The organism is Streptomyces adelaidensis, assembly GCF_016598475.1.
GTDB lineage: Bacteria > Actinomycetota > Actinomycetes > Streptomycetales > Streptomycetaceae > Streptomyces > Streptomyces adelaidensis.
Window position 1 is genome coordinate 29,208 of the sequence record NZ_JAEMUX010000042.1, and the last position, 23,323, is coordinate 52,530.

Below are 23,323 nucleotides of genomic sequence, written 5' to 3' on the forward strand. Positions count from 1 at the left end.
GTCACACCTCCGGGGCGGGCTCGCGAGCCGGAAGCGCCGTGGCGGCCGGAAGCGCCGTGGCGGCCGTGGGGGCCGTGGAGGACATGGCGGTCGCGGAGGACATGGCGGCCGTGGAGAAGTAGGCGATGGTCTGTTTGATGCCTTCCTCCCAGGGCACGCGGGGCGCCCAGCCCAGCAGCTCGCGTGCCCGGCCCGTGTCGGGGCGGCGCCGCTGCGGGTCGTCGGTGGGGCGGTCGACGTACACGATCCGGGACGAGGATCCGGTCAGCTCGACCACGCGGTGGGCGATCTCGCGGACCGTGACCTCGTCGCTGCCGCCGATGTTGACGGGGCGGACCGAGTGGCCGGCCGCCGCGGCCAGCAGGACGCCGTCGACCGTGTCGTCCACGTAGCACAGGGACCGCGTCTGACGGCCGTCCCCCGCCACCGTCAGCGGTTCGCCGGCCAGTGCCTGGCTGACGAACGTGGGGACGGCGCGCCCGTCGTGCGCGCGCATCCGCGGACCGTACGTGTTGAACAGGCGCACGATGCCCGCGTCGGTGTCCCTGGCGTGTACATGGGCGGTGACCAGCGCCTCGGCGAACCGTTTGGACTCGTCGTACACGCTGCGCGGACCCACCGGATTGACGTTGCCCCAGTAGTCCTCCCGCTGGGGATGGACCAGGGGATCGCCGTACACCTCGGACGTCGAGGCGAGCAGGAAGCGGCCCCCGTCCCGCTCGGCCACCGCCAGCATGTTGCGGGTGCCCAGGCTGCCGACGTCGAGCGTCTCCAGGGGAAGGCGGAGGTAGTCGGCGGGTGAGGCGGGGCACGCGAAGTGCAGGACCAGGTCGTACGGCCCCGGCAGGAGCTCGGGGGCCTCGGGCGCCGACACGTCGCACTCGACGAACCGGAATCCGCGGCGGCCTTCGAGGTGGGCGATGTTCTCGCGCGATCCGGAGGACAGGTTGTCCGCGCAGTCGACTTCGACATCCGAACCCAGCAGGCGGTCGCACAGATGACTGCCGAGGAAGCCGGCACCGCCGGTCACCAGGGCGCGGTGCCATGTGCGCGTAGAGATATCAGCGATATCGGTCATGGGGCCTCCTTCGTCCGCGCACGGAGGCGCCAGGGAGCGGCGCGCCCGACATATCTCGTTCGGCGCGATACAAGAGGTTTGAGTGAAGAACAGGTCGAGTCGCGGACGGCGTGATCAGCGCTGCCGGCCCGGCGGTCGCCTCTTCCCGGCGCCGCACTGACCTGGGGTTCCCGATGCAGTTGGTTTCACGGGTTGGTTCTTACTATGCGGCTGCCAGGAGAGAGGCGCGACTTCTGTGTGACCCCGCCGACCGCGGGAAGAAGGACTGACCCCGCCGACCGCGGGAAGAAGGACTGACCCCGCCGACCGCGGGAAGAAGGACTGACCCCGCCCGGCGGGACCGCAGTGCGGTCCGGTGCCGCCCGAGGGCTGTGAGCAACCCCACTCGATCAGGCAAATACGGGACATTTCCGGGTGGTTGACCCCGGGGCGGCGGCGCGGCGGCGGCAGGTGTCGTCGGCTCTGGAGCACCGTCTGCCACGATGGTCAGGGCCGAGACCGGCGCCGAGACCGACTCGGTGGAACCGCCGCGCAGCGCAGCCGGTGAAGCTCCTTCCCCCGGTCCTTCCTGACTCCTCCTCCTGGATGTCGAGTACCGCACTGTGTCCTTCACCCCTGCCCTGCCCCCGCCTGCGCCGAAATCCACCTCGGTGCCGTCCGGGGGAGCCCCCCGCTCGCCCTGGCGGTCGCTGAGATACCGCAGCATGCGCTGGTGGTCCGTCGCCAACTTCTTGTCGAACGCCGGCACCTGGATGCAGCTCACGGTGCAGAACCTGCTCGTCCTGCAGATCACCGGCTCCGCCGCGGCGACGGGTCTTTCGATGTCCGTCCAGGCGGCTCCGGCCCTGTTCATGAGCCTGCTGGGCGGCACGGCCGTGGACCGCTGGTCCCTCAAGCTGACCGCCGCCGTCAGCCAGGCGCTGCTCGGCGCGGTCGCCTTCACCACGGCCGTGCTGGTGGTACTGGACCGGCTCGATCTGACGTCCCTGATGGTGCTGGCCGCCGTGACCGGCATGATCGCCACCGTCGACGGACCCGCGTGCGCCCTCCTGGGAAACGACCTCGTCCCCGTGGAGGACGTCCCCTCCGCCATCGGTGTCGGCGCCCTGATCCACAACGCGGGCCGGCTCGTGGGGACCGCCCTGGCCGGTGTGACGGTCGGCTTCCTCGGCACGGGCGCCGCGTATGCCGCGAACGGCCTGTCGTTCCTCTTCGTCGCTTCGGTCATCCCGTTCCTGCGCCCGGCGCCCGGCGCGGTCCGCCACGCCGCCCATGTGCGCGCCGCACCACACCGGGAGCGCGCCGGGTCCGGCCCCGACATGACCGTGCGCCAGGGCCTGATCTTCTTCGTGCGCCGTCCCCGCCTGGTCGCGCTCGCCGCGATCACCGGGATCAGCTCGGTCTTCGGCCGCAACTACGGCCTCACCCTGGCCGTGCTCGTCACCGGACCCCTCGCGGGTGGCGCGGGCTCCTTCGGGACGGTCTCCACGGTGCTCGCCGGCGGCGGCATCCTGGGCGCGGTCCTCGGCGCCCGCCTCCGGCGGCCCTCGGTCCGGCTCGTGGGCACGCTGGCGGCCGCGGGCGGCCTGCTGCAGGTGGCGGCGGCCCTGTCCCCGTCGCTGGTGGTGCTGCTGGTCCTGGTCCTGCCGATGGCGGTCGTGGAGTCCGTCTCCGACACGGCCGGGACCGCCGTACTGCAGACAGACCCGCCCGCTCACCTGCGGGGACGCGTGCTGGGGGTGTGGAGCAGCATCGGCACGGTCTGGGGCCTCGGCGGCCCGCCCGCCCTCGGCCTCCTGATGGAACTGGCCGGGGCGCGCGGCGCCCTGGTGACGGGCGGACTGATCATCGCGACCGCGATCGGAGCGGGCATCGTCCTGCACACCCGCCGCACACCGGTCCCGGTGACCCTGCCGACGAGGGACGGCGACGTCACGGGACGGGCGAAACTGGGCACGGCCGCCTGACGCGCCGGGCGTGACCCGGGTCGAGCCGACGTGTGCCGTTGTCGCGCCGATGCCCGCAGGTTGTCGCGCCGATGCCCGCAGGTTGTCGCGCCGACGTCTGCCGCGTTGTCGCGCCGACGTCTGCCGCGTTGTCGCGCCGACGTCTGCCGCGTTGTCGCGCCGACGTCTGCCACGCTGCTGCGCCGACCTGGCCGACCCCGCGATGGCTACCGTGCCCAGCCGCTACCGAGTCCGGGTGAACCTGGGATCGGTAGCGGTGCCGGCGGGGACAGGCTCGTCGGATGGACGTACAGAGGATGCTCGCGCTGTGGTGGGCGGTGCCCGCCGGGCTCGCGTTGTTCGGGTACGGGTGTTCGCTGGCCGGGGTGACCCGGCCGCAGCGGGCGGTGTGGGTGACGGCGCGGGTCGTGGAGGTGCATCCGCCGGGGCACGGGGACTCCAAGAGACCCGGGATACCGGTGACGGTCGCGTTCCAGGACCCGGCCACCGGGCGGGAGCTCAGGCTGCGGCATGCGGGAAAGCGTGGCCACGTGGTGGAAGCGGCATGGGTGGGACAGACGTTCCCGGTGCGCTATCCGCGGGGGCGGCCGGAGCGGTCCCGGCTCATGCTGGACCTGGTGGGGGAGACACGGGGGCTGGGCGGGCCGAACTGCATGGTCTTCCTGCTGCTGGTGGGGATGGTCATCCACGCGTTCGTCGTGTGGGGTCCTCCGACCGGGCTGATCTGTCTCGGCGGTCTGCTGTTCGTCATCGTCGCGATCAGCCGGGACGACCGGCACGCGCGTGACCGCGCCGCCCTGCTGGACGCGGCCGTCGCCGTCCCGGGCCGCGTGGTGGCCGTCACCAAGGACGTCTACACCGACGGGGAAGGCGACGAGATCGTCAACCACGCTCCCGTAGTCACCTTCACCACCCACCAGGGCATCCAGGTCACCACGCTGTGCCGCGACGGCATCCCGGAGCCCAGCCGTTCCCTCGACCGCGAGCTCACCATCCACTACGCGCCCACCGACCCGTCCGTCCTCACCCCCGACCTCGACCACGACCGCCGCGAACGCGCGGCGGCCGTCAGGTTCGTCGTCCGCCTGCTGCTCGCCGGGATCGCGGCGGTCGCCGTGGGCGTGATCTTGCTTCTCCGCCTCTGGCCCCTCACCTGACGATGCAGGTCAGGGCCGCCCAGAGCAGGGGGGAGTGTTCGATGCGGTGGTCGGTGCGCCAGCGGTCGAGTCGGTGGCGCTGCCAGCGGGCGAGCCGGTGTACGGGATCGGGGTCGTCGTGGGCGGTGTCCACGGCGATGACGGCCTCCGTGAGGGGGCGTACCGACTCGGGCAGGCCGGCCAGGCGGTGGAAGGCGAAGCTGGTGGGGAGCACCCAGCGGGTGGCGGTGACCAGCTCGGCGCCGTTGTGGATCATCGCCGTCGCCAGGCCGAACGACTCGGCGAAGCGGAGATCGCCGCCGCTCTCGCAGGCGATCAGCGCGACACGCGGCGGCGCGGGCCACAGCCGCGCTCCCGCTGCGCCGTCCGCGCGCAGGGGGAGCGTGCCCAGAAGGAGGTCCTTGGCCGACAACGGGCGGTGCGTGCGGACCGGTTCGGTCAGGCCCGCCGTCTCCGGGCCGCAGGACAGGTGGAGGGTCACGTCCTCGCTCTGGCCGCCCTCGACCGGGGCGCCGCTCACATGGCCGACGTACATCAGACGGCGTGCGCCCTTGCGCAGTGCCTGACTCAGCCAGTTCCGGTCCAGGTCCGTGCGGCGCAGTGCCTCGGCGGGCTTGGTCATGGGGGGTACGACGGTGCCCGCGTCGAGGTGGTTCTGTACGAGTGAGAGGAGGGCGGGGTCCGTGCCGGGTGGGCCGAGGACCGAGCCGAGGGGGGAGTCGGCACGGAAGCCGGGTATCCGGGGGTCGAGGATGAGGACGACCGCGTCCGAGTCTCTTCCGGGCGGCGGTGCCTGATCGGTCGCGGCGGTGGGGCGGCGTAGGGATGCCGGGGCCGTGGTGGCCATGTCCGCCAGGTCTATGAGGCGGATGTCGCGGTCGGCGTCCACGGTGAGGAGTTCCCACGGGACCTGGGCGACCCTGGGCGACGGCTGGAGCCGTATCAGCGGGCGGCCCCGGTGTGCCGACACCTGGCGGATCTGGTCGGTCAGGCCGGGGGGCCACAGTGCCTCGGACAGTACGCGCGCGAGGCGGCGTTCGGTCTCGTACGTGGTCAGGGCCCCGGACTCGAACGCGCGCCGCATTCCCGCCGCGCCCTCGGCTCCGCCCGGCAGGGCGGCGGTCAGCTCGCCGACCGCCTCGTCCACTTCCCGCGCGGGGGCGTACCCGGTGCCGAATCCCTGGGCGCCGTGGGTCCATGTCCAGGTCATGTGCAGGTCACCGGCGTCGGCGAGTCGGACCTGCACCACCGGAGGGGTGGGGTTCGGATTCGGATTCGGATTCGGGTTGGGGTTGGGGTCGGGGTTCGTCAGGTCGTCGGTGACCAGAACGGCACCTCTTCCTCGCTCACGATCCGCCGCTGGTAGCGGAATTCGGCCGCCTGGATGTACTCCTGGAGCGCGATACGGCCCGTTTCCGCCGACATCAGCACCCTGGGCGGCGGCGCGACCCGCAGGCCGACCGAGGCGGCGGCCTCCGCCGCCACGCCGCCCAGCGCCATGGGGCCGTCGGCGGTGGTCGGTGGGTGCGTCGCGTACGTCTTCATGGCCGTGTCGGGGAAGACCGCTGCCTTGCCGGGGGTGGGCGACTGCGTGCGGTCCGGGTGGCTCAGGGCCAGTGAGGCGCCCGCGCAGCGGTGTTCCACCAGTTCGAAGATCAGGCCCTGGTCGTTGCGGCGCAGGGCCAGGCGGAAGGCCAACCGCATGGCGTCGTCGGCCAGTTCCAGCCACTGGCTGCGCGCGTGGGCGGTGGCGAAGTCGTAGCGGGCCGCCTCCAGTGTCAGAGCGGCGGGCAGCGCCAGGTTGAGGGCGGTGGCGATCGACGTCGCCTCGTGGTCGCCGTGGTCGGTCTGGTTCAGGTTGTCCTCAAGGGTCTTCGCCAGCATGAGGTCCACCTGTGCGCAGCGCTCGTACACCCCGCGCTCCTGGTAGACGTCCCGCGCGCTCTGGGCGAGCCGCTTCATCTCGTCGATGTCGCCCTGTTCGTACGCGTGCCGGGCGCCCATCAGCATGGTGTCGGCGGCGGCGATCGAGGCGCCGAGCCGTTCGAAGCGGGCCAGGCTCGACGCCGTCAGGTCGTTCGCGCCGGTGACGTCGCCGCGGTGCTCGGCGAAGGCGGCGCGGGCCTGTTCGCAGACCGCCAGATCCTCGAACAGGCCCTGCCGTTCGAAGACCGCGGAGGCCTCGGCGTACAGCTGTTCCGCGCGGTCGAGGTCGCCGGCACGCATCGCGGCGTACGCCCGGTGGGAGATCAGCTGCCGGCGTCCCGCGTTGTGGCCCAGCGCGAGGTAACCGTCCTCCGCACGGGCGAAGTAGTCCTCGGCCAGGTCGAACCGCCCGGTCGAGGCGCAGATGACACCCAGGCAGTCCAGCAGATGCGGTACGACCGCCTCCGCCGTGGGGGTGGGGGTGCGCGTGGTGGCCAGCATCCCCGAGGCCAGTTCCTCGGCGGCTCCCCACTCGCTCCGGTCCAACAGCAGATGCACCCTGGTCAGGCCGATCTCGGCGGTGCGCAGCCCCTCGGGGTCGTCGAACTCGGTCAGCAGGGCCGCCGCCTCGTCGACCGCCGCCCGCGCCTCGTCCAGGTTCCCGGTCCTGCGCATCAGTTCGGTCCTGGCCAGCAGCGTCTTCAGCAGGACTTCCAGCCACAGTTGGCGGCCGCGCGGCCCCATCGGCACGGACGCGATGCCCCGCACCAGGCCGAGAGCCCGCTCGATGGAGACGGCCGCGCCGGGCAGATCCGTGGCCGTGAGCTGGACCGTGCCGATGTCGGACAGCAGGTGCCCGCGCAGGAGCCGTACGTCGGGGGAGTCCTCGGAGTCCTCGAACGACTCGGCGAGGGCGAGCAGTTCCTCGTAGACGGCCTGTGCGGCGGGGAGGTCCGGGGTCAGTTGGTGGCGTTCGGCGAGTTCGAGGCCGCTGTCGAAGGGGTCGCCGTAGCCGTAGTGGAGTCCGGCTGGTTGCTCTGCCTGGGGTTGGGGTTCCGCTTCGGTTTCGTCTTTCGGCATGGGCTAGAAGTCCTCCCCTGCGGCTGTGGCAGCGGCGGCGATCTCGGCCAGGAAGGGCTGTGCGTACGAGTCCTGCGAGTCCTGCGGTGTGGGCATCGCCGCGGTGGTCAGCCGGTGTCGAGCCAGGGCGCGGACCGCGTCGCGGGTGGCGCGGGACGACGTATCGGGGTCGGGGCCGGGGTCGAAGCCGGGCAGCAGGACGCCGACTTCGATACGTGGCGGTAGCGCGGCGGCCGGGATGTCGAGGTCGGCCCGGCCGGTCCATGCGTCGTCCCGGCCGGCGAGTCGTACCCGGGTCGGCGGGCCGCCGTTCACGGTGACCTCCGCCGCGAGGTGTACGCCGCCGACGGGGGCCGCGACGTCGGCGACGACCTCGACCTCGATCCGCCGCCCGGCGCCGACCGCCGACGCCGTCCAGGACACCGCGTTCTCCGCCGCGTCGACGAAGCGGGGTGGGTAGCGGCGCCAGTCGTTGGTCCCCGAGCCCCGGGCGATCACCCGGCCGCCGGTGGCGAGGGGTTCGCCCGCGGCGAGGGCGTAGCCGCGGCGTCCTGCGAACAGGGTGCCGAGGTCGAGTGGGGCGCCGGCGGGCGGACCGCTGTCCTGCTCCAGGGACGAGCGGAGCAGGCGCAGTGGCTCGCCGTCCAGTCCGGCGTTGTCGGCCGCGTCGTCGATGAGGCGGAGGACGTGGTCCAGTTGGAGCACCACGGGGAGCACCGGGTGCGTCGGGTGCGTCGGGTGCGCCGGGTGTGTCGGCTGCCGTGCGTCGCGCCACCAACGGATCAGCGGGGCCAGTGCGGCCTGATGGTCGGCGATCAGTTCGGCCGCGTTGTCGTCGGGCTGGTCCCCCTGGTCCCCCGCGTCGTCGAAGAGCTGCTGGCACTCGTGGGTCAGTGCGGCCAACTCCAGGCCCAGTACGTCCTGTTCGAGTGCCGGTATGCCGTCCAGGTACGACGCCGGCCACCAGCGGGCCGCCCAGTGTCCGAGGGCGAGCCGGGCGGCGCCGGCCGCGAGGGCGGTCACCTGTTCCGTCAGTGGTGCGGCGTCGGTCGGCCGTCCCGCCGTGTGGGCGTCGGAGTAGGTGTGGGTGTGGGTGTGGACGGTTGCGGCGGTGCGTTCGCCGTAGAGCGCCCACAGCCATTGCTGCGCCCGCTCCACGTCATGGATCTCAGCCGTGGGCAGGCCCGGGGACCCGAGGACGGGCCAGGTCAGGGTGGCGCCCGCGACATCGAGTACGGCCCGGGTGAAGGCGGGCTCCTGGGGGCGTGCAGGCGCGCCGGCGATCCGTACGGTGCCGTCCTCGGCCCGTGCGACGTGGACCTCTGCCTGCCGCTCCGGCATCACGCGCTCCTCGGTTCGGCCGCCCGCGTGGCGGTCTCCGACAGGGTGCGCAGCGCCGTCCGGACCCTGGCGCGGTGGTCCATCATCACCGAGCGGGCGACCCCGTCGAGCACGGCCCAGGCCGACGCCGCGTCGTGCAGCGCCGCGTCGCGGACGTCCCGCCCGTGCAGCCGCACCCACAGGCGTCGCATGTACGCCGCCCAGGGGGTACGCAGGTCATGGGCGAGGGCTTCCAGTACGCCGCCGTCGGGGTCCGGGCGGGGCGAGACGGTCATCCGGCGGGCTCGCAGGACCGAAGCCTCCCGTTGCCAACGGCTGTTGACGACGCGATGCGCCGCCGTCGTGCCCGGCACGGTCTTCCCGCCGCCCAGCGGGTCGAGGCCCGCCGCCAGCCGGCCGCCGAGGACCACGGCGACCCGCAGGCTCTCGTCGTCCAGCCCGAGTGGTGCGCAGCTGCGGCCGACCTCCCGTCGGACGAGTTCCGGCACCGCCGGCAGTTCCTCGCGGTGGGCCGATGCCTGGAGGACGGTGAAGAGACGTTCGAAGAGCGTGCGGTCGAGCGGTGCCGGGAGGGTGGCCGTCGACGCGCCTCGGCCGACGCCGGGCCGGGGCGGCATGGGGTGCGCGGTCAGGCCCAGGTGCGTCGGTACGTCGTCACGGCCCCAGACGCTGCCGCTGCCGCCGGTGTGCGCCCACAGGGCCTGTCCGAGCAGGGTTCCGTGTCCGGCCCGGACCATGGACGCGAAGGCCGGCGCGTTCGTCTCCGCACCCGCACCCGCACTCGTACCCGCACCCCCACCCGCACCCGCGCCGCAGGCGTCGAGGACCTCGGTCGCCGAACCGACTGCCATGTCTACGCCCGCGTCGGGTGCCGGTGCCGGTGCCGGCACCGGCCGACGGGTCTCCCAAGCGGTGGCCAGTTCCTCGTCGAGCCAGGAGCGCCGGGCGGCGTCGGCCAGGTACTCCTTCAACGCCTCCACCGTGCGCCCGCCGCTCACGTCCGCGACGTCCTCAACAACGGTCCTGGCCAGCATCTTTGCACCGGCCGAGGGGGCGCCGTACTCGGTCGCCAGCTCGAAGCAGCGCTGGAAGTACAGGTCCTGGGGGTTGCCCGCCACGATTCCCAGCGACCGGCGGGTCTTCTTGAGCAGCGTGAACCACTGTGCCGTCGCCTCAAGAACCGCACCGGACTCCCGGATCAGCGCGTCGAGGCGGGCGGCCTCCCGCGGGCCGAGGAAGTCGGCCGCCAGTTCCGGGTGCAGCGCCGGTCTGACGATCAGCGGCAGCACGATCAGCTTGACCGTCCGGGTCAGCGGTGCGCCACCGGGGCCGCTCAGCGACTCCAGCCGCAGCCCTGGTCCCGGCTCGGACTCCGGACCCGACCCCGGCCCCGCTCCGAGGCCGCGCCAGGCACGGTCGATGACCATGGCCCGCGGACGGCGTTCGCCGGTCGGCGGCTGGCTCGGGGGCGGCATGGGCCGAGAGTACGTCGTGGGGAACAGGTGGTCGAACCTGGGATCGGTAGGCGCCGCCCGGCTCCTAACGTCCACACCATCAGGCGGACGGGGACCAGCGGACGGACGCGACCACCAGCACCGGAAGGGCAGGCACAGTAATGGGAATCTTCGGAAAGGGCCGGAAGAGCCGCGAGGAGCAGGCCGCCAAGATCGCGGGCCAGATGGCCGGCGGCAAGGGTTTCTACGGTCGGCTGACGCGCGCGACCCTCGGCGGCGAGGACTTCGCCCGCGTCCAGCAGTCGATGGGCGCGTACAACTCCGGGATCAATGTGCAGCAGTTGCTCGCCATGGGGGTGCCGACCGTCCCCGCCGTCGTCGTATCGATCAGCGACACCGGCAAGCTGGTCAACTTCGACCCGGTCGTGGACCTGGTCGTCCAGCCGGCCGGAGCGGTCTCGGGAGCCACCACGGACCGGATCGAGCTCCAGACCATCGTCTCGAAGCTCCGCATCCCCCGCGCCGGCGACCAGGTGCTGCTGATCGCCGACCCCGCCCGGCCCGGCGGCTACCTCTACGCCGGGGACGGAGTGACGCCGTGACGACGGGACGGGACGAGGTGCCGGTGACAGGGCCCTGACGAGTCGTCTTCAGCTCCGGCGGGCAAGGGGGCGGCGGTGGGTGTCGTCGGGGTGGCAGTCGTGGAAGGTGCGGCGGTAGGTGTCCGGGGGGACGCCGAGGGTGCGGTTGAAGTGGCGGCGGAGGGTGGTGGCGGTGCCCATGCCGGTGGCCGCCGCGACGGTGTCGACGCTGTCGGTGGTGGTCTCCAGGAGTTCCTGGGCGCGGCGGATGCGCTGGGTGAGGAGCCACTGGAGGGGGGTGGTGCCGGTGGCCGCTCTGAAGTGGCGGGTCAGATTGCGGGAGCTCATGTTCGCCCGGCGGGCCAGGTCTTCCACGGTCAGGGCACGGTCGAGGCGTTCGAGTGCCCAGGGGAGCAGGGCGGCGAGGGGGTGGTTGTCCTGGGTGGGGACCGGGGCGGGGACGAACTGGGCCTGGCCGCCGGCCCGGTGCGGGGGCACGACCAGTCGGCGGGCGATCGTGTTGGCGATAGCGGAGCCGTGGTCGAGGCGGACGAGGTGCAGACAGAGGTCCATCGCGGCGGCCTTGCCCGCCGAGGTGAGCACACTGCCGTTGTCGACGTAGAGGACGTCCGGGTCGACCTCCACCCGGGGGTGGCGGGCGGCCAGCACGTCGGTGTGCGCCCAGTGCGTGGTCGCGCGGCGGCCGTCCAGCAGGCCCGCGGCGGCCAGTACGAACGCGCCGGTGCACAGGGAGGCGACCCGCGCGCCCGCCTCGTGGGCCGCGCGCACCGCGTCCACCAGGTCGGCGGGCGGCGCCACGTCGACATCGGCCCAGCCGGGGACGATCACCGTGTCGGCGAGGGGGAGCCGGTCGAGGCCGTGGTCCGGCTCCAGCCGGAAGCGGCCCACCCGTACGGCGCCCTGACCGCAGAGGACAACCTTGTACCAAGGGGCCACCACCTCGGACACGCCGGCGCCGAAGACCTCGTACGCCAGGGCGAGTTCGAAGTGCAGCATGCCGTCGGTGACGGCAAGGGCGACGGTGGTCGGCTTCGGGTCCGCGGGCATGTCCGAAATTGTACGGGGCTCGTCGTTTCGGACACTCGTGGTGGGTGTGTGCCTTCGACAGGATGGCTGCGGCAGGGCAGGTGGAGAGACGAGCACGGGGAGAAACGATGGGGTCGGGGCGGACGGTCGCGGTGTTCGGGGCGTACGGGCACACCGGGCGTTTTGTGGTGGCGGAGCTGCGGGCGCGGGGGTTCGTGCCGTTGCTCGTGGGGCGTGATCCGGAGAAGCTGCGGGAGTTGGCGGCGGCTTGGCCGGGGCTCGACGCGCTCCCCGCCTCGGTGGACGAACCGGCCTCGCTGGACCGGGCGTTCGCCGGTGCGGACGCCGTGGTCAACTGCGCCGGGCCCTTCGCGGAGACCGCCGGGCCGGTGATCGAGGCGGCGTTGCGCGCCGGGATCCCGTATCTGGATGTGGCGGCCGAGATCGAGGCCAACCTCGACACGTTCGCCGGCTTCGGGGAACGTGCTCGCGCCGCGGGGGCCGTCGTGGTCCCCGCGATGGCCTTCTTCGGCGGTCTCGGCGATCTGTTGGTCACCGCCGCGCTGGGTGACTGGGCGACGGCCGACGAGGCGCACATCGCGTACGGGCTGAGCGACTGGCGGCCCACGGCGGGGACGCGGGCCGCGGGCGCGGTCTCCCGGGAGCGCCGGGGCGGGCGGCGCGTCCGCTACGGCGCCGGGCGGCTGGAGTACCGGGACGACGCGCCGCCGACCCTGAAGTGGAACTTTCCCGAGCCGATGGGGACCCGGGCCGTGATCGGGGAGTTCAGCATGGCGGACATCGTCACCGTCCCCAGCCATCTGTCCGTGCCCGAGGTGCACACCTATATGACGGCCGACGCGGCCGGTGACCTCGCCGCTCCGGACACGCCCGTGCCGACCGCCGTCGACGAGCGCGGGCGGTCCGCGCAGACCTTCCTCGTCGATGTCGTCGTCCGCTCCTGGGGAGCGGAACGGCGGGCCGTGGCCCGCGGCCAGGACATCTACGCCGTCAGCGCGCCGCTCGTCGTCGAGGCGGTCGAGCGGGTGCTCACGGGGCGGACGAAGGCGGCCGGGGTCGTCTCCGCCGGGGCGGCGTTCGACGCGGCCGACTTCCTTCGTGCGCTGTCCGGGCACGTATCGTTCGAGTTGAGTCAGTAGGGGCCTGGGGCTACGCCTCCGGGGCTCGGGCCGCAGCCCGCGCCCCGTCCTGCGTTCCGCTTCCCGTTCCGCTTCCCGTTCCGCTTCCCGTTCCCGGGACGATCAGACCCGTCTCGTACGCCACCACCACGGCCTGGGCCCGGTCGCGGAGGCGGAGTTTGGCGAGGATGCGGGCCACGTGGGTCTTGACGGTGGCCTCGCTCAGCTGGAAGTGGGCGGCCAGTTCGGTGTTGCTGAGGCCGGTGGCGAGGGACTGCAGGACCTGCAGTTCGCGGGGGGTGAGGGGGGCCAGGTCGCGGTGGAGGGCGGGGGTCTCGGGGGTGGGGGAGACGAAACGCTCGATCAGGCGGCGGGTGATGGCGGGGGAGAGCAGCGCGTCGCCGGTGCGGGCCAGATGGACGGCGGCCACCAGATGCTCGGGGGTGACGTCCTTGAGGAGGAAGCCGCTGGCACCGGCGGTGAGGGCGGCGTAGACGTAACGGTCCAGGTCGAAGGTGGTCAGCATGATGACCCGTGGCGGGTCGGGGACCGCGCCGGAGAGGATGCGGCGGGTGGCCTCCAGCCCGTCCGTGCCGGGCATGCGGATGTCCATCAGGACGAGGTCGGGGCGGGTGCGGTGCACCGCTTCGAGAGCCTGCTCCCCGTCCGCCGCCTCAGCCACGACGTCGATACCGTCGGCGGACAGGATCATGCCGAAGCCAGTACGGACCAGCGCCTGGTCATCGGCGATCACGACGCGGGGGCGATCGGGCGCGGCTGTCATGAGCGGTCCTCCAATGGGGCGGCACCCGTCGAAGCCCTGCGCCGCTCCGAAGGGCCGTTCTTCGCGGGCCTGTTCTCGGGAGGCTCGTCTCCGAGAGGTTCGTCTGTGGGCGGCCTGGCCTTGGGGGGCTCGTCTCCGGGCGGACCGTCCTTGGGAGGCCCGTCTCCGCGAGGCCCGTCCTCGGGCGGCCTGTTCTCGGGAGGCTCGTCCCCAAAAGGTCCGTCCCCGGGGAGCTCGTCTCCGCGAGGCCGGTCCTCGGGCGGCCTGGCCCCGGAAGGCTCGTCCCCAAAAGGTCCGTCCCCGGGGAGCTCGTCTCCGAGAGGTTCGTCTCGGGGAAGCCTGTCCTTGGGAAGCTCGTCTCCGCGAGGCCAATCCTCGGGCGGCTCGCCCCCGGGAAGCTCGTCTCCGGAAGGCCCGTCCTCAGGCGGCCTGGCCCCCAAAGGTCCGTCCCCGGCGGGCCCGCCCGCGGCAGGTCCGTCCCCGGCGGGCCCGCCCGCGGCAGGTCCGTCCCCGGCCGCGGCAGGTCCGTCCCCGGCGGGCCCGCCCGCGGCAGGTCCGTCCCCGGCGGGCCCGCCCGCGGCAGGTCCGTCCCCGGCAGGTCCGCCCCCGGCAGGCCCGCCCCAGGAAAGCCCGCCCCCGGAGGGTCTGTCCTTCGAGGGCTCCTCCCCGAGCGGTATGACTGCCTGTACGCGGTAGCCCCCGGTCGGGCGGGGGCTCGTCTGGAGGGTGCCGCCGTGGACGGCCAGGCGTTCGCGGAGGCCGAGCAGGCCGCGGCCGGTGCCGGAGGCGGCCGCCGGGGTCGGGGTGCCGCCGGTGTCGGTGATCTCCAGGCGGACCGCGCTGGGCGTGTGGTCGACGGTGACCCGTACGTGGGCGCCCGCCGCGTGTTTGACGGTGTTCGTCAGGGCCTCCTGGACCACGCGGTACGCGGCCAGGTCGGCGCCCGGGGGCAGCGGCGACGGGGTGCCGGTGACGGTCAGTTCGACGGGGACGCCGGAGGCGCGGACGCGGTCGGTGAGGTCCGGGAGCCGGTCCAGGCCAGGCTGCGGGGACAGGACCGTGTCGACAGCGGGGCCCGCTCCACCGGACCGACCCGCCCCAGCGCATGGACCCGCCGCCGGAGACGGACCCGCGCCACCGGACCGACCCGTCCCCGCAGCCGGGGCGGCGTGGTCCTCGTCGGACATTGTCAACAGGCCCATGACATGGCGCAGTTCGGTCATCGCGGTGCGGCCGCCGGCCTCGACGGCGAGGAGCGCCTCGCGGGCCCGGTCGGGGGCGACATCCATCACCTTGCGGGCCGCCCCCGCCTGGATCACCATCACGCTGACATTGTGGGTGACGACGTCATGCAACTCGCGGGCGATACGGGAGCGTTCGAGGTCCACCGCCAGGCGCGTCGCGGTTTCCTGCTGCTCCTGGAGGGCGTGTACGCGCTGCTTCCAGGTGTGGATCGCGTTGGCGCCGAGGCCCACGCCGAGCAGGACGAGGAAGGGGATCACAGCCGGGGTGACGTACGGGAAGTTCTCTTCGGAGAACGCCGCGATCAGACCCGCACCCGCCACCACGCTCGCGAAGGCGCGCAGCCGGTACGGGCTGTGCACGGCGGCGCTGTACGCGGCGACCACGCAGGTGAGGAACGTGTACACGGTCGTGTCGGCCGACCCCAGGCGCTGGTTGAACACCATCGTCGTGGCGATCACGGCCCAGAACGCGGCCAGCGGGTAGCGACGCCGTACCGCCAGGGGCAGCGCGGTCAGGGCGGCGAGCATCAACTGCCAGGTGCGGACCTCGCCGAGTTCCTGCCCCGGGTACGGAGGCACGGCCAGGAGCGGGGGCGGCTTCACCGGGTCCACGGGGTCCACCGGGTCCACCGGGTCCACCGGCAGTACCGGTTCGCCCGGTACCTCCGGCAGTACCGGCACCCCCGGCAGCACCGACCCCTCGCCCGGCCCCGGTACCCGCACCTGAGCCGGGAGTTGTGGCACCGCGCTCACGTCCAGCGCCAGCGCGGCACCCACCGTGCAGGCGGCGAGGAGGATGGCGAGGCACGCGTCGGCCGTCCACATCCAGCGGGACGGCCGGGGCAGCGGCCCCGTGGCACCCGACAGTGGCAGCCCCCCGCCCCGCCAGTCCCGCCAGCCCCGCCAATGCCGCCGACCCCGCCCGAGCCTCGCCCACGCGGGCCCGAGCCATGGCGCCCGCCCTTCCGCCGTCTCCGTACGCGCCGCCCCGCCGCTCATGGGGCCCAGTGTGACAAGCGCCCGGCGGCCGTCACATCCGCCACCGTGAGGACGGGCGCTACATCACACGCGTACATCTCAGGGATGACGGTCGCGTCGGGTCCGCCCCCTACGGCAGAACGGTTCGCCGTCGCGGCCGACGACCGGGGCACGGGCGCGTCCCTAGCGTCGTGGCCACACGTCAACCACCAGCCCGAGGAGGCCCCGTGGCCACGACCACGCCCACCGACCCGACCCCCGCCGTCCCTCCCACCACGCCGATCATCGACATCCATGAGGTGAGCAGGGCGTACGGCGGTGAAGGGCCACCCGCGCTCGACGGTGTCTCGCTGCGGGTGCGGGCCGGGGAGGCGGTGAGCGTCATCGGGCCGTCGGGGAGCGGCAAGTCGACGCTGCTCAATCTGATCGCCGGGCTGGACCGGCCGACTTCGGGCGGCGTCACCGTCGACGGCGTACGGGTGGACACGCTGAGCGAGGCCGGGTCGGCTCGGTACCGGCGGGCGAAGGTCGGCATGGTCTTCCAGTTCTTCAATCTGCTGGACGACCTGACCGTCGCCGACAACGTGCTGCTGCCCGCCCAGTTGGCCGGGATGGCCAAGGCCGAGGCCCGCCGTCGGGCCGCGAGTCTGCTGGAGTACCTCGGCATCGACCGGCACTCCGCCGCGTATCCCGGCCGCCTGTCCGGCGGTGAGCGTCAACGGGTCGCCGTGGCGAGGGCGTTGATGAACCGTCCGCCCCTGCTGCTCGCCGACGAGCCCACCGGCGCGCTCGACACCGCCTCCGGCGAGGACGTCCGGGAACTGCTCACCGAACTCAACGCCGACGGCCAGACCATCGTCCTAGTCACCCACGACCTGGGCCTCGCCGAGTCCTGCGCGCAGCGGACCGTGGAACTGGTAGACGGGCGGATCGTCCGGGACGTCGTACGGGCCGCCGCCCCGCGTGCCACGGCGGTGCGGCGATGAGCGCGCTGGGGCGGGTGGTGCGGGCCGGGGTGGGGCGGCGGAGGGTGCAGACCGTGGTGATGGTGCTGACCACGCTCATGGCCGTCACCGCGTCGGTGCTCGCGGCCGGGCTGCTCGTCGCCGCCCGGGCGCCCTTCGACCGTGCCTTCGCCGCGCGGCACGGGGCGCATCTGACCGGGCGGTTCGACGCCGCGAAGGTGACGGCCGCGCAGCTCACGGCGACCGCCGACGCGCCCGGTGTGACCGCCTCGGCCGGCCCCTTCCTGACCCTCTCGGTACGGCCCCGCACCGCCTCGCGGTCGGACTTCGTGCCGGCCGGGGTGGATCTGCCGCCGCTGACCGTCGTCGGCCGGTCCGAACCCGGCGGACCCGTCGACGAGATCGACCTCGTCGAGGGTGTCTGGCCCACCGAGCCCGGCCAGATCGTGCTGGCCGACGGAGCGGCACCCCTCCAGCCGGGCACCCGGTTCACCCTCCCCGACGCGCCGGGCTCCCCGACCCTGACCGTGGTCGGCATCGCCCGCTCGGTGACCGGCACGGCGGACGCCTGGGTGACGCCGGCGCAGGCGGAGGCGCTGGCGGAGGCGCTGACAGAGCCGACGACGGACGAGACCAGTTCAACCGCGCCCTCGTACACGTCCTCGTCCTCGCCCGCGCCCTCCTACACGTACTCCATGAGCTACCGCTTCCGCCAAGCCGCCACCGACGCCCACATCACCCTCGACCGTGCCGCGATCGCGGCGGCCGTGCCCCGGGGGGCGCTGACGGGGGCGCGTTCGTATCTCACCGTGAAGCAGGAGGAGACGGCCAACGCGATGGCGTTCGTGCCGTTCCTGGCCGCCTTCGGTGTGCTCGGGCTGTGTCTGTCGGTGCTGGTGATCGGGATCGTGGTCGGTGGGGCGGTCGGGTCGGCGACCCGGCGTATCGGCATCCTCAAGTCGCTCGGGTTCACGCCGGCGCAGGTCGTACGGGCCTATGTGGGGCAGGCGTTGGTGCCGGCGGCGGTCGGCTGTGTGCTCGGGGTGGTGCTCGGCAACGTGCTGGCCGTGCCGGTGCTGGCGGAGGTCGGGGAGGCGTTCGGCGCGTCGGCCGGGGCGCTTCCGGTGTGGGTCAGTGCCGCGGTGCCCCTCGCCGCGCTCGCACTGGTCGCGGCGGCGGCCCTGGTGCCCGCGCTGCGCGCCGGGCGGCTGCGGACGGTGGAGGCGATCGCCGTCGGGAGCGTGCCCAGGACGGCGGCCGGGCCGGGGACAGGGCGGGGGCGGCCGGTGCGGCGGGCGCTCAGGAGGCTGCCGTTGCCCCGGGTCGTCGCGCTCGGGCTGGCGCATCCCCTCGCCCGGCCGGCGCGGGCGGCGACGTTGGCCGGGGCGGTCGGCTTCGGGGCCGTGTCCGTCACCTTCGCCGTCGGGCTGGCGCTGACGCTGGGGGCGGTCCAGGAGGGCCGCATGCTCGACGCGGCCGCACCCGTCGTGGTGGAGACCGGCGGCGGGCAGGGGCCGCCCGGCGCCGAGGTGGTTCCCGCCGAGGGCCCGGACGGTGGGGGCGGCGACAGGGCGAAGGCCGATCCGGAGGCGGTGAGCGCCTTGCTGCGCGCGCGGGAGGGGACCGGACGGTTCTACGGCACGACCCAGGCACAGGTAGCCGCGTCCGGGATCACCGGTACGACGACCGTGGTGGCGTACGAGGGCGACTCGGCGTGGGGCGCTCCCGAGCTGGTCTCCGGTGACTGGCTCGACGGGCGGCCGGGCGAGGCGGTGGTGACCTCGCGGTTCCTGAAGGCCGCCGGGATACGGGTCGGGGAGACCGTGACCCTCACCGAGGAGGGGCGGCGGGCCACGGTCCGGATCGTCGGCGAGGCCTTCTTCACCGAGGGGCAGGGCATGCTCCTCCTCACCTCGACCGCCACCCTCACCGAACTCGGGCTCGGCGCCGACGCGCGGCCCGCCCGGTTCCACGTACAGACCGAACCGGGCACCGATCCGGCGCGGTACCTCGACTCGGTCAACCGGGAGTTCGACGCCGCCGGCCTCGGCGCCTTCGCCCGTACCGGCACCGACGGCTCCTCCAGCGTGATCGTGGCCATGGACGCGCTGATCGGGATGCTCACGCTGATGCTCGTCGTGGTAGCCGGGCTCGGCGTCCTCAACACCGTCGTCCTCGACACCCGCGACCGCGTCCACGACCTCGGCGTCTTCAAGACACTCGGCATGACACCCCGCCAGACCGTCACCATGGTCCTCACCTCGGTCGCCGGGATCGGCCTGCTCGCGGGCCTCGCCGCCGTACCGGCCGGGATCGCCCTGCACCGCGCCGTCACCCCGCTCATGGGCGACGCCATCGGCATGACTCTCCCGGCCACCGACCTCGCCGTCCACGACGGACCCGTACTGGCGCTGCTCGCGCTCGGCGGCCTGGTCATCGCGGTGGCGGGCGCCCTGCTGCCGGCCGGCTGGGCGGCACGCACGGGCACGGCCACGGCGCTGCGGACGGAGTGAGGGACCGCCGCACCCAGAGGGGAAAGGCCCGTCCCCTCACCCCTTGACCGTCCCCGCCGCCAACCCGCCCACGATGAACCGCTGCAACACGGCGAAGACGCAGACCACCGGGACGCTGATGAGGGTGGCGGTGGCCATGAGGGCGCCCCAGGCGGTGCCGTGGGTGCCGACGAAGGCGTTGAGGAGGACGGTGACGGGCTGGACGGCGGGTTCGGAGGCGAGGGTGAGGCCGAAGACGAACTCGCCCCAGGCGATGAGGAAGGAGAGCCCGGCGACGGCGACCACCCCGGGAGCCATGACCGGCAGGACAACCCGCAGCACCACACCCACCGGACCGCAGCCGTCGACGAGGGCCGCCTCCTCCAACTCCCTCGGCACACCCCGCAGTACGGGCCGCAGCACGATCACCGCGAAGGGCAGCGTGAGGGTGGTGTCGGCGGCGATCAGACCGGCGTACGTGTCGTCGAGACCGGCCCGGCGTTCGAGGATGAACAGGGGCGCCGCCAGCACGATGCTGGGCGGGAGCTGGGCGACCAGCAGGGCGAGCACCATGGTTCCGGAGCCCCGCATCCGGATGCGGGCGAGGGCGTAGGCGAGCGGGACGCCCAGGAGGAGGGTCACCGCGACCACTCCGCAGGAGATGACCACGCTGTTGAGCAGGGCGCGCGGGAGGGCGTCGTCGGAGAGCGCCGTCGTGTAGTGCCGGGTGGTGGCCGGCGCGGGGAACCACCGCGGGGACTCGGCCAGGATGTGGTCCGGCCTGGTGAGGCTGATGTTGACCATCCAGTAGACCGGGAGGAGGAAGACGGCGGTGATCAGCGCGGCGACCGCGGTGAGCGGCCACCCCCGCGCCCGCCACCCCCGCACCCGCCTCGCCCGCCTCACGCCGCCTCCCCCTCCCCCCGCAGCCGGCGCACGTACAGCGCACCCGCCAGCAGCGGTACGAGCAGCAGCAACAGGCCCGCCGCCGCGCCCTCGCCGAAGCGGAAGAACTTGAAGAAGATCTCGTAGACGTAGACCGACAGGACACTCGTGGCGTCGACGGGACCCCCGCCCGTCATCACGAAGACGAGGTCGAAGACCTTGAACGTGTAGACGAGGCCGAGGAGGAGGACCGTCACCGAGACCGGCCGCATCAGCGGGACGGTGATCCAGCGGAACCGCTGCCACGCGTTCGCGCCGTCGAGCGCGGCGGCCTCGTGGAGTTCCGGGTCGATGGTGTGCAGGCCCACCAGGAGCAGCAGCATGTTGAAGGGCACGCCCACCCAGACGTTGGCGAAGATCACCCCGGCCAGGGCGGTGCCGGGGTCGGTCAGCCAGTCGTGGCCGAGGGCGTCCGGGCCGATCGCGCGGAGCAGCGCGTTGTAGGCACCGGAGTCCGGTTCGAGCATCCAGCGGAAGAGGGTGCCGCTGACCACCGGCGGCAGCAGCCAGGCGATCAGCAGCAGGGAGCGGAACAAGCCGCCCAGGGGGAACGGCCGGGCGAAGAGCAGGGCCAGGGCGAACCCGATCGTGAACTGGAACAGCAGCGAGCCCGCCGTGAACACCAGCGACAGGCGTACGGCGTGCCAGAAGTCCGGCTCGGCGACGGTGGTCCGGTAGTTGTCCAGGCCCACGAACTCCGAAGAGCCGCCGAGGAGTTCCTGAAGGCGTACGGCGTGCAGGGACGTCCACACGTTGTAGAGCAGCGGATACGCGAGGAAGAGGCCGAGGAAGACCAGACCGGGAAGGGAGAAGACGTAACCGGCGCGCCTGCGGCGGGTGGAAAGGGAAACGGTGGAACGGGGGTTGGCGTGCCGCCTCCCTCTCACCGCTGCTCCAGCGCCTTGTCGATCTTCGTGGCGGTGGACTTCGCGACGGCCGAGGGCGCGGCCGTGCCGGTGAGCACGGACTGTTCGGCCTCGGCGACGGCCTGGGCGGCGTCGGCGTAGCCCGGCCCGTACTGGCGGGGCCGGGCCACGGGCAGCTGGCTGAGGAAGAGCCGCAGGGCCGGGTCGGAGGCCCAGGTGCCGGCGTCGGCCAGGTCCTTGCGGGCGGGCAGATTGCCGACCGCCACCAGGTACGGCACCAGGACCGACGGCCGCTGGGTGTACTCCAGGACCTCCCACGCCTTGTCCTGGTGGTCGCTGCTCGCCATCACCACCCAGTTCTCGCCGCCCAGACAGGTCGCCGACTCCTGGTCGCGGGGCAGCGCGACGACGCCGTACTCCACGTCCTTCTGCTTGATGGTCGGCAGCTGCCACGGGCCGTTGATCTGCATCGCGGCCCGCCCGTTGACGAACCGGGTGTTGACGTCCTGCTGGGTCCAGCCCACGCACTGCTCCGACAGCGAGCCCTTGGCGACGAGGTCGTCGAGGTAGGCGAGCGCGGTCGCGCCGTACGTGGCGAAGGTGTCCAGGTCGCCGCCGGCCTGCCACAGGAACGGCAGGAACTGGAACACCCCCTCCTCCGTCCTGATCGCGCTCATCGCAAGACCGAACCGGTCCCCGCTGGTCAGCCGCTGGGCCGTCACGGTGAGCTGGTCCCAGGTGGTCGGCGGCTCCACGCCGGCGGCGGCGAGCATCCCGGTGTTGTAGTAGAGGGCGAGGCAGTTGCTGTTGTTGGGGATGCCGAGGTTCTTGCCGTCGACCCGGCAGCCGTCCCAGGGGCCCTTGTAGTACTGGTCCGCCTCGCCCCACTCCTCGACCCGCTCGGTGAGGTCGGCCAGCAGGCCGCTGCCGGCGAGCGAGTTCATGGCGACGTTGTCGACGATCGCGATGTCCGGGAGGTCGCCGGAGACCGCGCCCAGGGTGATCTGCCGTTCGAGGTCGGCGAAGGGGAACGTACGCCGCTCGATGCGTACGCCGGGGACCTGGGCCTCGATGTCCTTGATCAGCCGGGTGAAGGCGGGCTGGAAGTTGTCCAGCGTGAAGTAGTCCCACCAGGTGAGGGTGACCGTCCCGCTCTTCTTGTCCGAGCCGCAGGCGGTCAGGGCGGAACCGAGGCCGAGGCCGGCCGCGCCCACGCCTGCGGCGCGCAGAAAGCCACGGCGGTCGACGGGGTAGGACATGCGCTGCTCCCTGTGAGTCATCGAGTCGGGCGTACACATCAGAAGCCGGCGTCCGGAAGATCCGGCAGGTCAGGCAGGTCAGGAAGATTGGGCAGGTCCGGGAACCGGTCGAGGTCCGGGAACTCCCGTTCGGGCTCCGAGCCGGGTACCGGGCGGCAGGGCCCGGTGCTGTCCCGCAGGGAGATCAGGGGTTTGAGGAGGATGTGCCGGGGCGGTGCGTCGGGTCGGGTGAGGCGGCGCAGGATCAGCTCGACGGCCACCCGGCTCATCTCCTTCGCGGGGATCTCGGCGGCCGTGAGCTGCGGCTCCACCCGCTCCGCCCAGCGGCCGGCGGCCACGCCGACGATCGAGAAGTCGCGCGGGACCCTGCGGCCGTGCCGGGTCAGGCCGCGGTAGAGGCCCTCCAGCGCCGCCTCGTTGAGGGTGACGAGCGAGGTGGTCGCCGGGTCGTCCAGCAGGATCTGCTCCAGGACGGCCTCGCCGGCGGTGACGTCGTCGTCGCAGAGGTACGCGTGCGGGCTGAGCACCTGCTCCGCCATGGCCTTGGTGTATCCCTCCAGACCGAGGCGGGCGGAGCCGTAACCGCTGCTGAAGAGCTGTTCGGAACGGTTGACGAAGGCGATCCTGCGGTGGCCCAGGTCGGCCAGGTGGTACACGCAGCCCCGGGCCAGGCCCGCGAAGTCCAGGTCGACCCAGCCGGTCACGTCCGCCCTGCCGTTCCGGCCGATCGTGACGAACGGGAAGCCGGTGCCCGCCAGATACTCCACCCGGTCGTCCTCCAGCTTGATCTCCATCACGATCACCCCGTCCACCCGGCCCCCCTCCACCATCCGCCGGAAGGAGACGTCGCCCGCGTCGTCGGCGGGGGAGAGCAGCAGGTCGTAGTCGTGCGTGGTGGCCGCCTCGGCGACCCCGCCGATGAACGCCAGCTGCATGTTGGTGTAGTCACGGCCCCGGCCCGCGGGGGGAAAGACGAGGCCGAGCGTGTGGGTGCCGGTGGGGGAGGATGTGGGTGTCATC

18 protein-coding genes are annotated in these 23,323 nt (G+C 73.0%); 6 read left to right on the plus strand and 12 right to left on the minus strand.

Annotation, left to right across the window (positions count from 1 at the left end):
- Window position 1: 1 nt before the first annotated feature.
- Window positions 2-1,078, minus strand: a complete 1,077-nt coding sequence (locus I8N67_RS23520) for an NAD-dependent epimerase/dehydratase family protein (protein ID WP_234046163.1) — start codon at window positions 1,076-1,078, stop codon at window positions 2-4.
- Between the two features lie 650 nt (window positions 1,079-1,728).
- On the opposite strand from I8N67_RS23520, the gene I8N67_RS23525 reads away from it, so the two are divergent.
- A complete protein-coding gene (locus tag I8N67_RS23525) occupies window positions 1,729-3,045 on the plus strand; it encodes an MFS transporter (RefSeq protein WP_307835341.1) in 1,317 nt (438 codons plus the stop codon).
- 281 nt (window positions 3,046-3,326) lie between these two features.
- Entirely contained in the window at window positions 3,327-4,202 is an 876-nt protein-coding gene (locus tag I8N67_RS23530) for a DUF3592 domain-containing protein (RefSeq protein ID WP_200305182.1), read from the plus strand.
- Here I8N67_RS23530 and I8N67_RS42845 read toward each other — a convergent pair.
- From I8N67_RS42845 to I8N67_RS23545, 4 genes are all read right to left on the minus strand, one after another.
- Complete coding sequence (locus I8N67_RS42845; protein WP_307835336.1) at window positions 4,195-5,448, minus strand: CHAT domain-containing protein; 1,254 nt, start codon at window positions 5,446-5,448, stop codon at window positions 4,195-4,197. The genes I8N67_RS23530 and I8N67_RS42845 overlap by 8 nt on opposite strands.
- 62 nt (window positions 5,449-5,510) lie before the next feature.
- Window positions 5,511-7,208: a hypothetical protein gene (locus I8N67_RS42850; protein ID WP_234046165.1), complete on the minus strand. Its 1,698-nt coding sequence runs from the start codon at window positions 7,206-7,208 to the stop codon at window positions 5,511-5,513.
- 3 nt (window positions 7,209-7,211) lie between these two features.
- On the minus strand, window positions 7,212-8,549 hold the full coding sequence (locus I8N67_RS23540) for a hypothetical protein (RefSeq protein WP_200305184.1): 1,338 nt from the start codon (window positions 8,547-8,549) through the stop codon (window positions 7,212-7,214).
- Window positions 8,549-10,024: a hypothetical protein gene (locus I8N67_RS23545; protein WP_200305186.1), complete on the minus strand. Its 1,476-nt coding sequence runs from the start codon at window positions 10,022-10,024 to the stop codon at window positions 8,549-8,551. Before I8N67_RS23545 ends, I8N67_RS23540 begins: the two co-directional genes overlap by 1 nt.
- Window positions 10,025-10,164: 140 nt before the next feature.
- Here I8N67_RS23545 and I8N67_RS23550 point away from each other — a divergent pair, with 140 nt between their 5' ends.
- Window positions 10,165-10,605: a hypothetical protein gene (locus I8N67_RS23550; protein WP_200305188.1), complete on the plus strand. Its 441-nt coding sequence runs from the start codon at window positions 10,165-10,167 to the stop codon at window positions 10,603-10,605.
- Between the two features lie 48 nt (window positions 10,606-10,653).
- Here I8N67_RS23550 and I8N67_RS23555 read toward each other — a convergent pair whose 3' ends face one another.
- The gene (locus tag I8N67_RS23555) at window positions 10,654-11,652 is read right to left on the minus strand and encodes a helix-turn-helix domain-containing protein (protein WP_200305190.1); all 999 of its coding nucleotides are present in this window, start codon (window positions 11,650-11,652) and stop codon (window positions 10,654-10,656) included.
- A gap of 107 nt (window positions 11,653-11,759) precedes the next feature.
- Between I8N67_RS23555 and I8N67_RS23560 the strand changes: the two genes are divergently transcribed.
- On the plus strand, window positions 11,760-12,791 hold the full coding sequence (locus tag I8N67_RS23560) for an NAD(P)H-binding protein (protein ID WP_200305191.1): 1,032 nt from the start codon (window positions 11,760-11,762) through the stop codon (window positions 12,789-12,791).
- A 10-nt stretch (window positions 12,792-12,801) separates the two neighbouring features.
- Here the strand turns inward: I8N67_RS23560 and I8N67_RS23565 are convergent, their stop codons facing one another.
- Window positions 12,802-13,554 carry a response regulator gene (locus I8N67_RS23565; protein ID WP_200305193.1) on the minus strand — a complete coding sequence of 251 codons (753 nt, stop codon included), beginning with the start codon at window positions 13,552-13,554 and terminating at the stop codon, window positions 12,802-12,804.
- Window positions 13,551-15,797, minus strand: coding sequence for a histidine kinase (locus I8N67_RS43915; RefSeq protein ID WP_267912816.1), 2,247 nt, complete (start codon window positions 15,795-15,797; stop codon window positions 13,551-13,553). Before I8N67_RS43915 ends, I8N67_RS23565 begins: the two co-directional genes overlap by 4 nt.
- A gap of 206 nt (window positions 15,798-16,003) precedes the next feature.
- Here I8N67_RS43915 and I8N67_RS23575 point away from each other — a divergent pair, with 206 nt between their 5' ends.
- Window positions 16,004-16,762, plus strand: coding sequence for an ABC transporter ATP-binding protein (locus I8N67_RS23575; protein ID WP_200305195.1), 759 nt, complete (start codon window positions 16,004-16,006; stop codon window positions 16,760-16,762).
- Window positions 16,759-19,254 (plus strand): ABC transporter permease, encoded by a 2,496-nt coding sequence (locus tag I8N67_RS23580; protein ID WP_200305197.1) that lies wholly within the window; start codon window positions 16,759-16,761, stop codon window positions 19,252-19,254. Before I8N67_RS23575 ends, I8N67_RS23580 begins: the two co-directional genes overlap by 4 nt.
- A 36-nt stretch (window positions 19,255-19,290) precedes the next feature.
- Here the strand turns inward: I8N67_RS23580 and I8N67_RS23585 are convergent, their stop codons facing one another.
- From I8N67_RS23585 to I8N67_RS23600, 4 genes are read right to left on the minus strand one after another with little or no spacing between them, the layout of a single operon-like run.
- Window positions 19,291-20,139 carry a carbohydrate ABC transporter permease gene (locus I8N67_RS23585; RefSeq protein ID WP_307835337.1) on the minus strand — a complete coding sequence of 283 codons (849 nt, stop codon included), beginning with the start codon at window positions 20,137-20,139 and terminating at the stop codon, window positions 19,291-19,293.
- Entirely contained in the window at window positions 20,136-21,065 is a 930-nt protein-coding gene (locus tag I8N67_RS23590) for a carbohydrate ABC transporter permease (protein ID WP_200305198.1), read from the minus strand. The genes I8N67_RS23585 and I8N67_RS23590 overlap by 4 nt, the downstream gene beginning before the upstream one ends.
- Complete coding sequence (locus I8N67_RS23595; RefSeq protein WP_200305200.1) at window positions 21,062-22,303, minus strand: sugar ABC transporter substrate-binding protein; 1,242 nt, start codon at window positions 22,301-22,303, stop codon at window positions 21,062-21,064. Before I8N67_RS23595 ends, I8N67_RS23590 begins: the two co-directional genes overlap by 4 nt.
- Before the next feature lie 38 nt (window positions 22,304-22,341).
- Window positions 22,342-23,322 (minus strand): LacI family DNA-binding transcriptional regulator, encoded by a 981-nt coding sequence (locus I8N67_RS23600; RefSeq protein ID WP_200305202.1) that lies wholly within the window; start codon window positions 23,320-23,322, stop codon window positions 22,342-22,344.
- Between the last annotated feature and the right edge of the window lies 1 nt (window position 23,323).

What these genes read in the sequence shown, in the direction of transcription:
- I8N67_RS23520 (WP_234046163.1), bottom strand. Translation starts at nt 1,078, where the DNA reads ATGACCGATATCGCTGATATCTCTACGCGCACATGGCACCGCGCCCTG.
- I8N67_RS23530 (WP_200305182.1), top strand. Translation starts at nt 3,327, where the DNA reads ATGGACGTACAGAGGATGCTCGCGCTGTGGTGGGCGGTGCCCGCCGGG.
- I8N67_RS42850 (WP_234046165.1), bottom strand. Translation starts at nt 7,208, where the DNA reads ATGCCGAAAGACGAAACCGAAGCGGAACCCCAACCCCAGGCAGAGCAA.
- I8N67_RS23540 (WP_200305184.1), bottom strand. Translation starts at nt 8,549, where the DNA reads ATGCCGGAGCGGCAGGCAGAGGTCCACGTCGCACGGGCCGAGGACGGC.
- I8N67_RS23545 (WP_200305186.1), bottom strand. Translation starts at nt 10,024, where the DNA reads ATGCCGCCCCCGAGCCAGCCGCCGACCGGCGAACGCCGTCCGCGGGCC.
- I8N67_RS23550 (WP_200305188.1), top strand. Translation starts at nt 10,165, where the DNA reads ATGGGAATCTTCGGAAAGGGCCGGAAGAGCCGCGAGGAGCAGGCCGCC.
- I8N67_RS23555 (WP_200305190.1), bottom strand. Translation starts at nt 11,652, where the DNA reads ATGCCCGCGGACCCGAAGCCGACCACCGTCGCCCTTGCCGTCACCGAC.
- I8N67_RS23560 (WP_200305191.1), top strand. Translation starts at nt 11,760, where the DNA reads ATGGGGTCGGGGCGGACGGTCGCGGTGTTCGGGGCGTACGGGCACACC.
- I8N67_RS23565 (WP_200305193.1), bottom strand. Translation starts at nt 13,554, where the DNA reads ATGACAGCCGCGCCCGATCGCCCCCGCGTCGTGATCGCCGATGACCAG.
- I8N67_RS43915 (WP_267912816.1), bottom strand. Translation starts at nt 15,797, where the DNA reads ATGAGCGGCGGGGCGGCGCGTACGGAGACGGCGGAAGGGCGGGCGCCA.
- I8N67_RS23580 (WP_200305197.1), top strand. Translation starts at nt 16,759, where the DNA reads ATGAGCGCGCTGGGGCGGGTGGTGCGGGCCGGGGTGGGGCGGCGGAGG.
- I8N67_RS23595 (WP_200305200.1), bottom strand. Translation starts at nt 22,303, where the DNA reads ATGTCCTACCCCGTCGACCGCCGTGGCTTTCTGCGCGCCGCAGGCGTG.
- I8N67_RS23600 (WP_200305202.1), bottom strand. Translation starts at nt 23,322, where the DNA reads ATGACACCCACATCCTCCCCCACCGGCACCCACACGCTCGGCCTCGTC.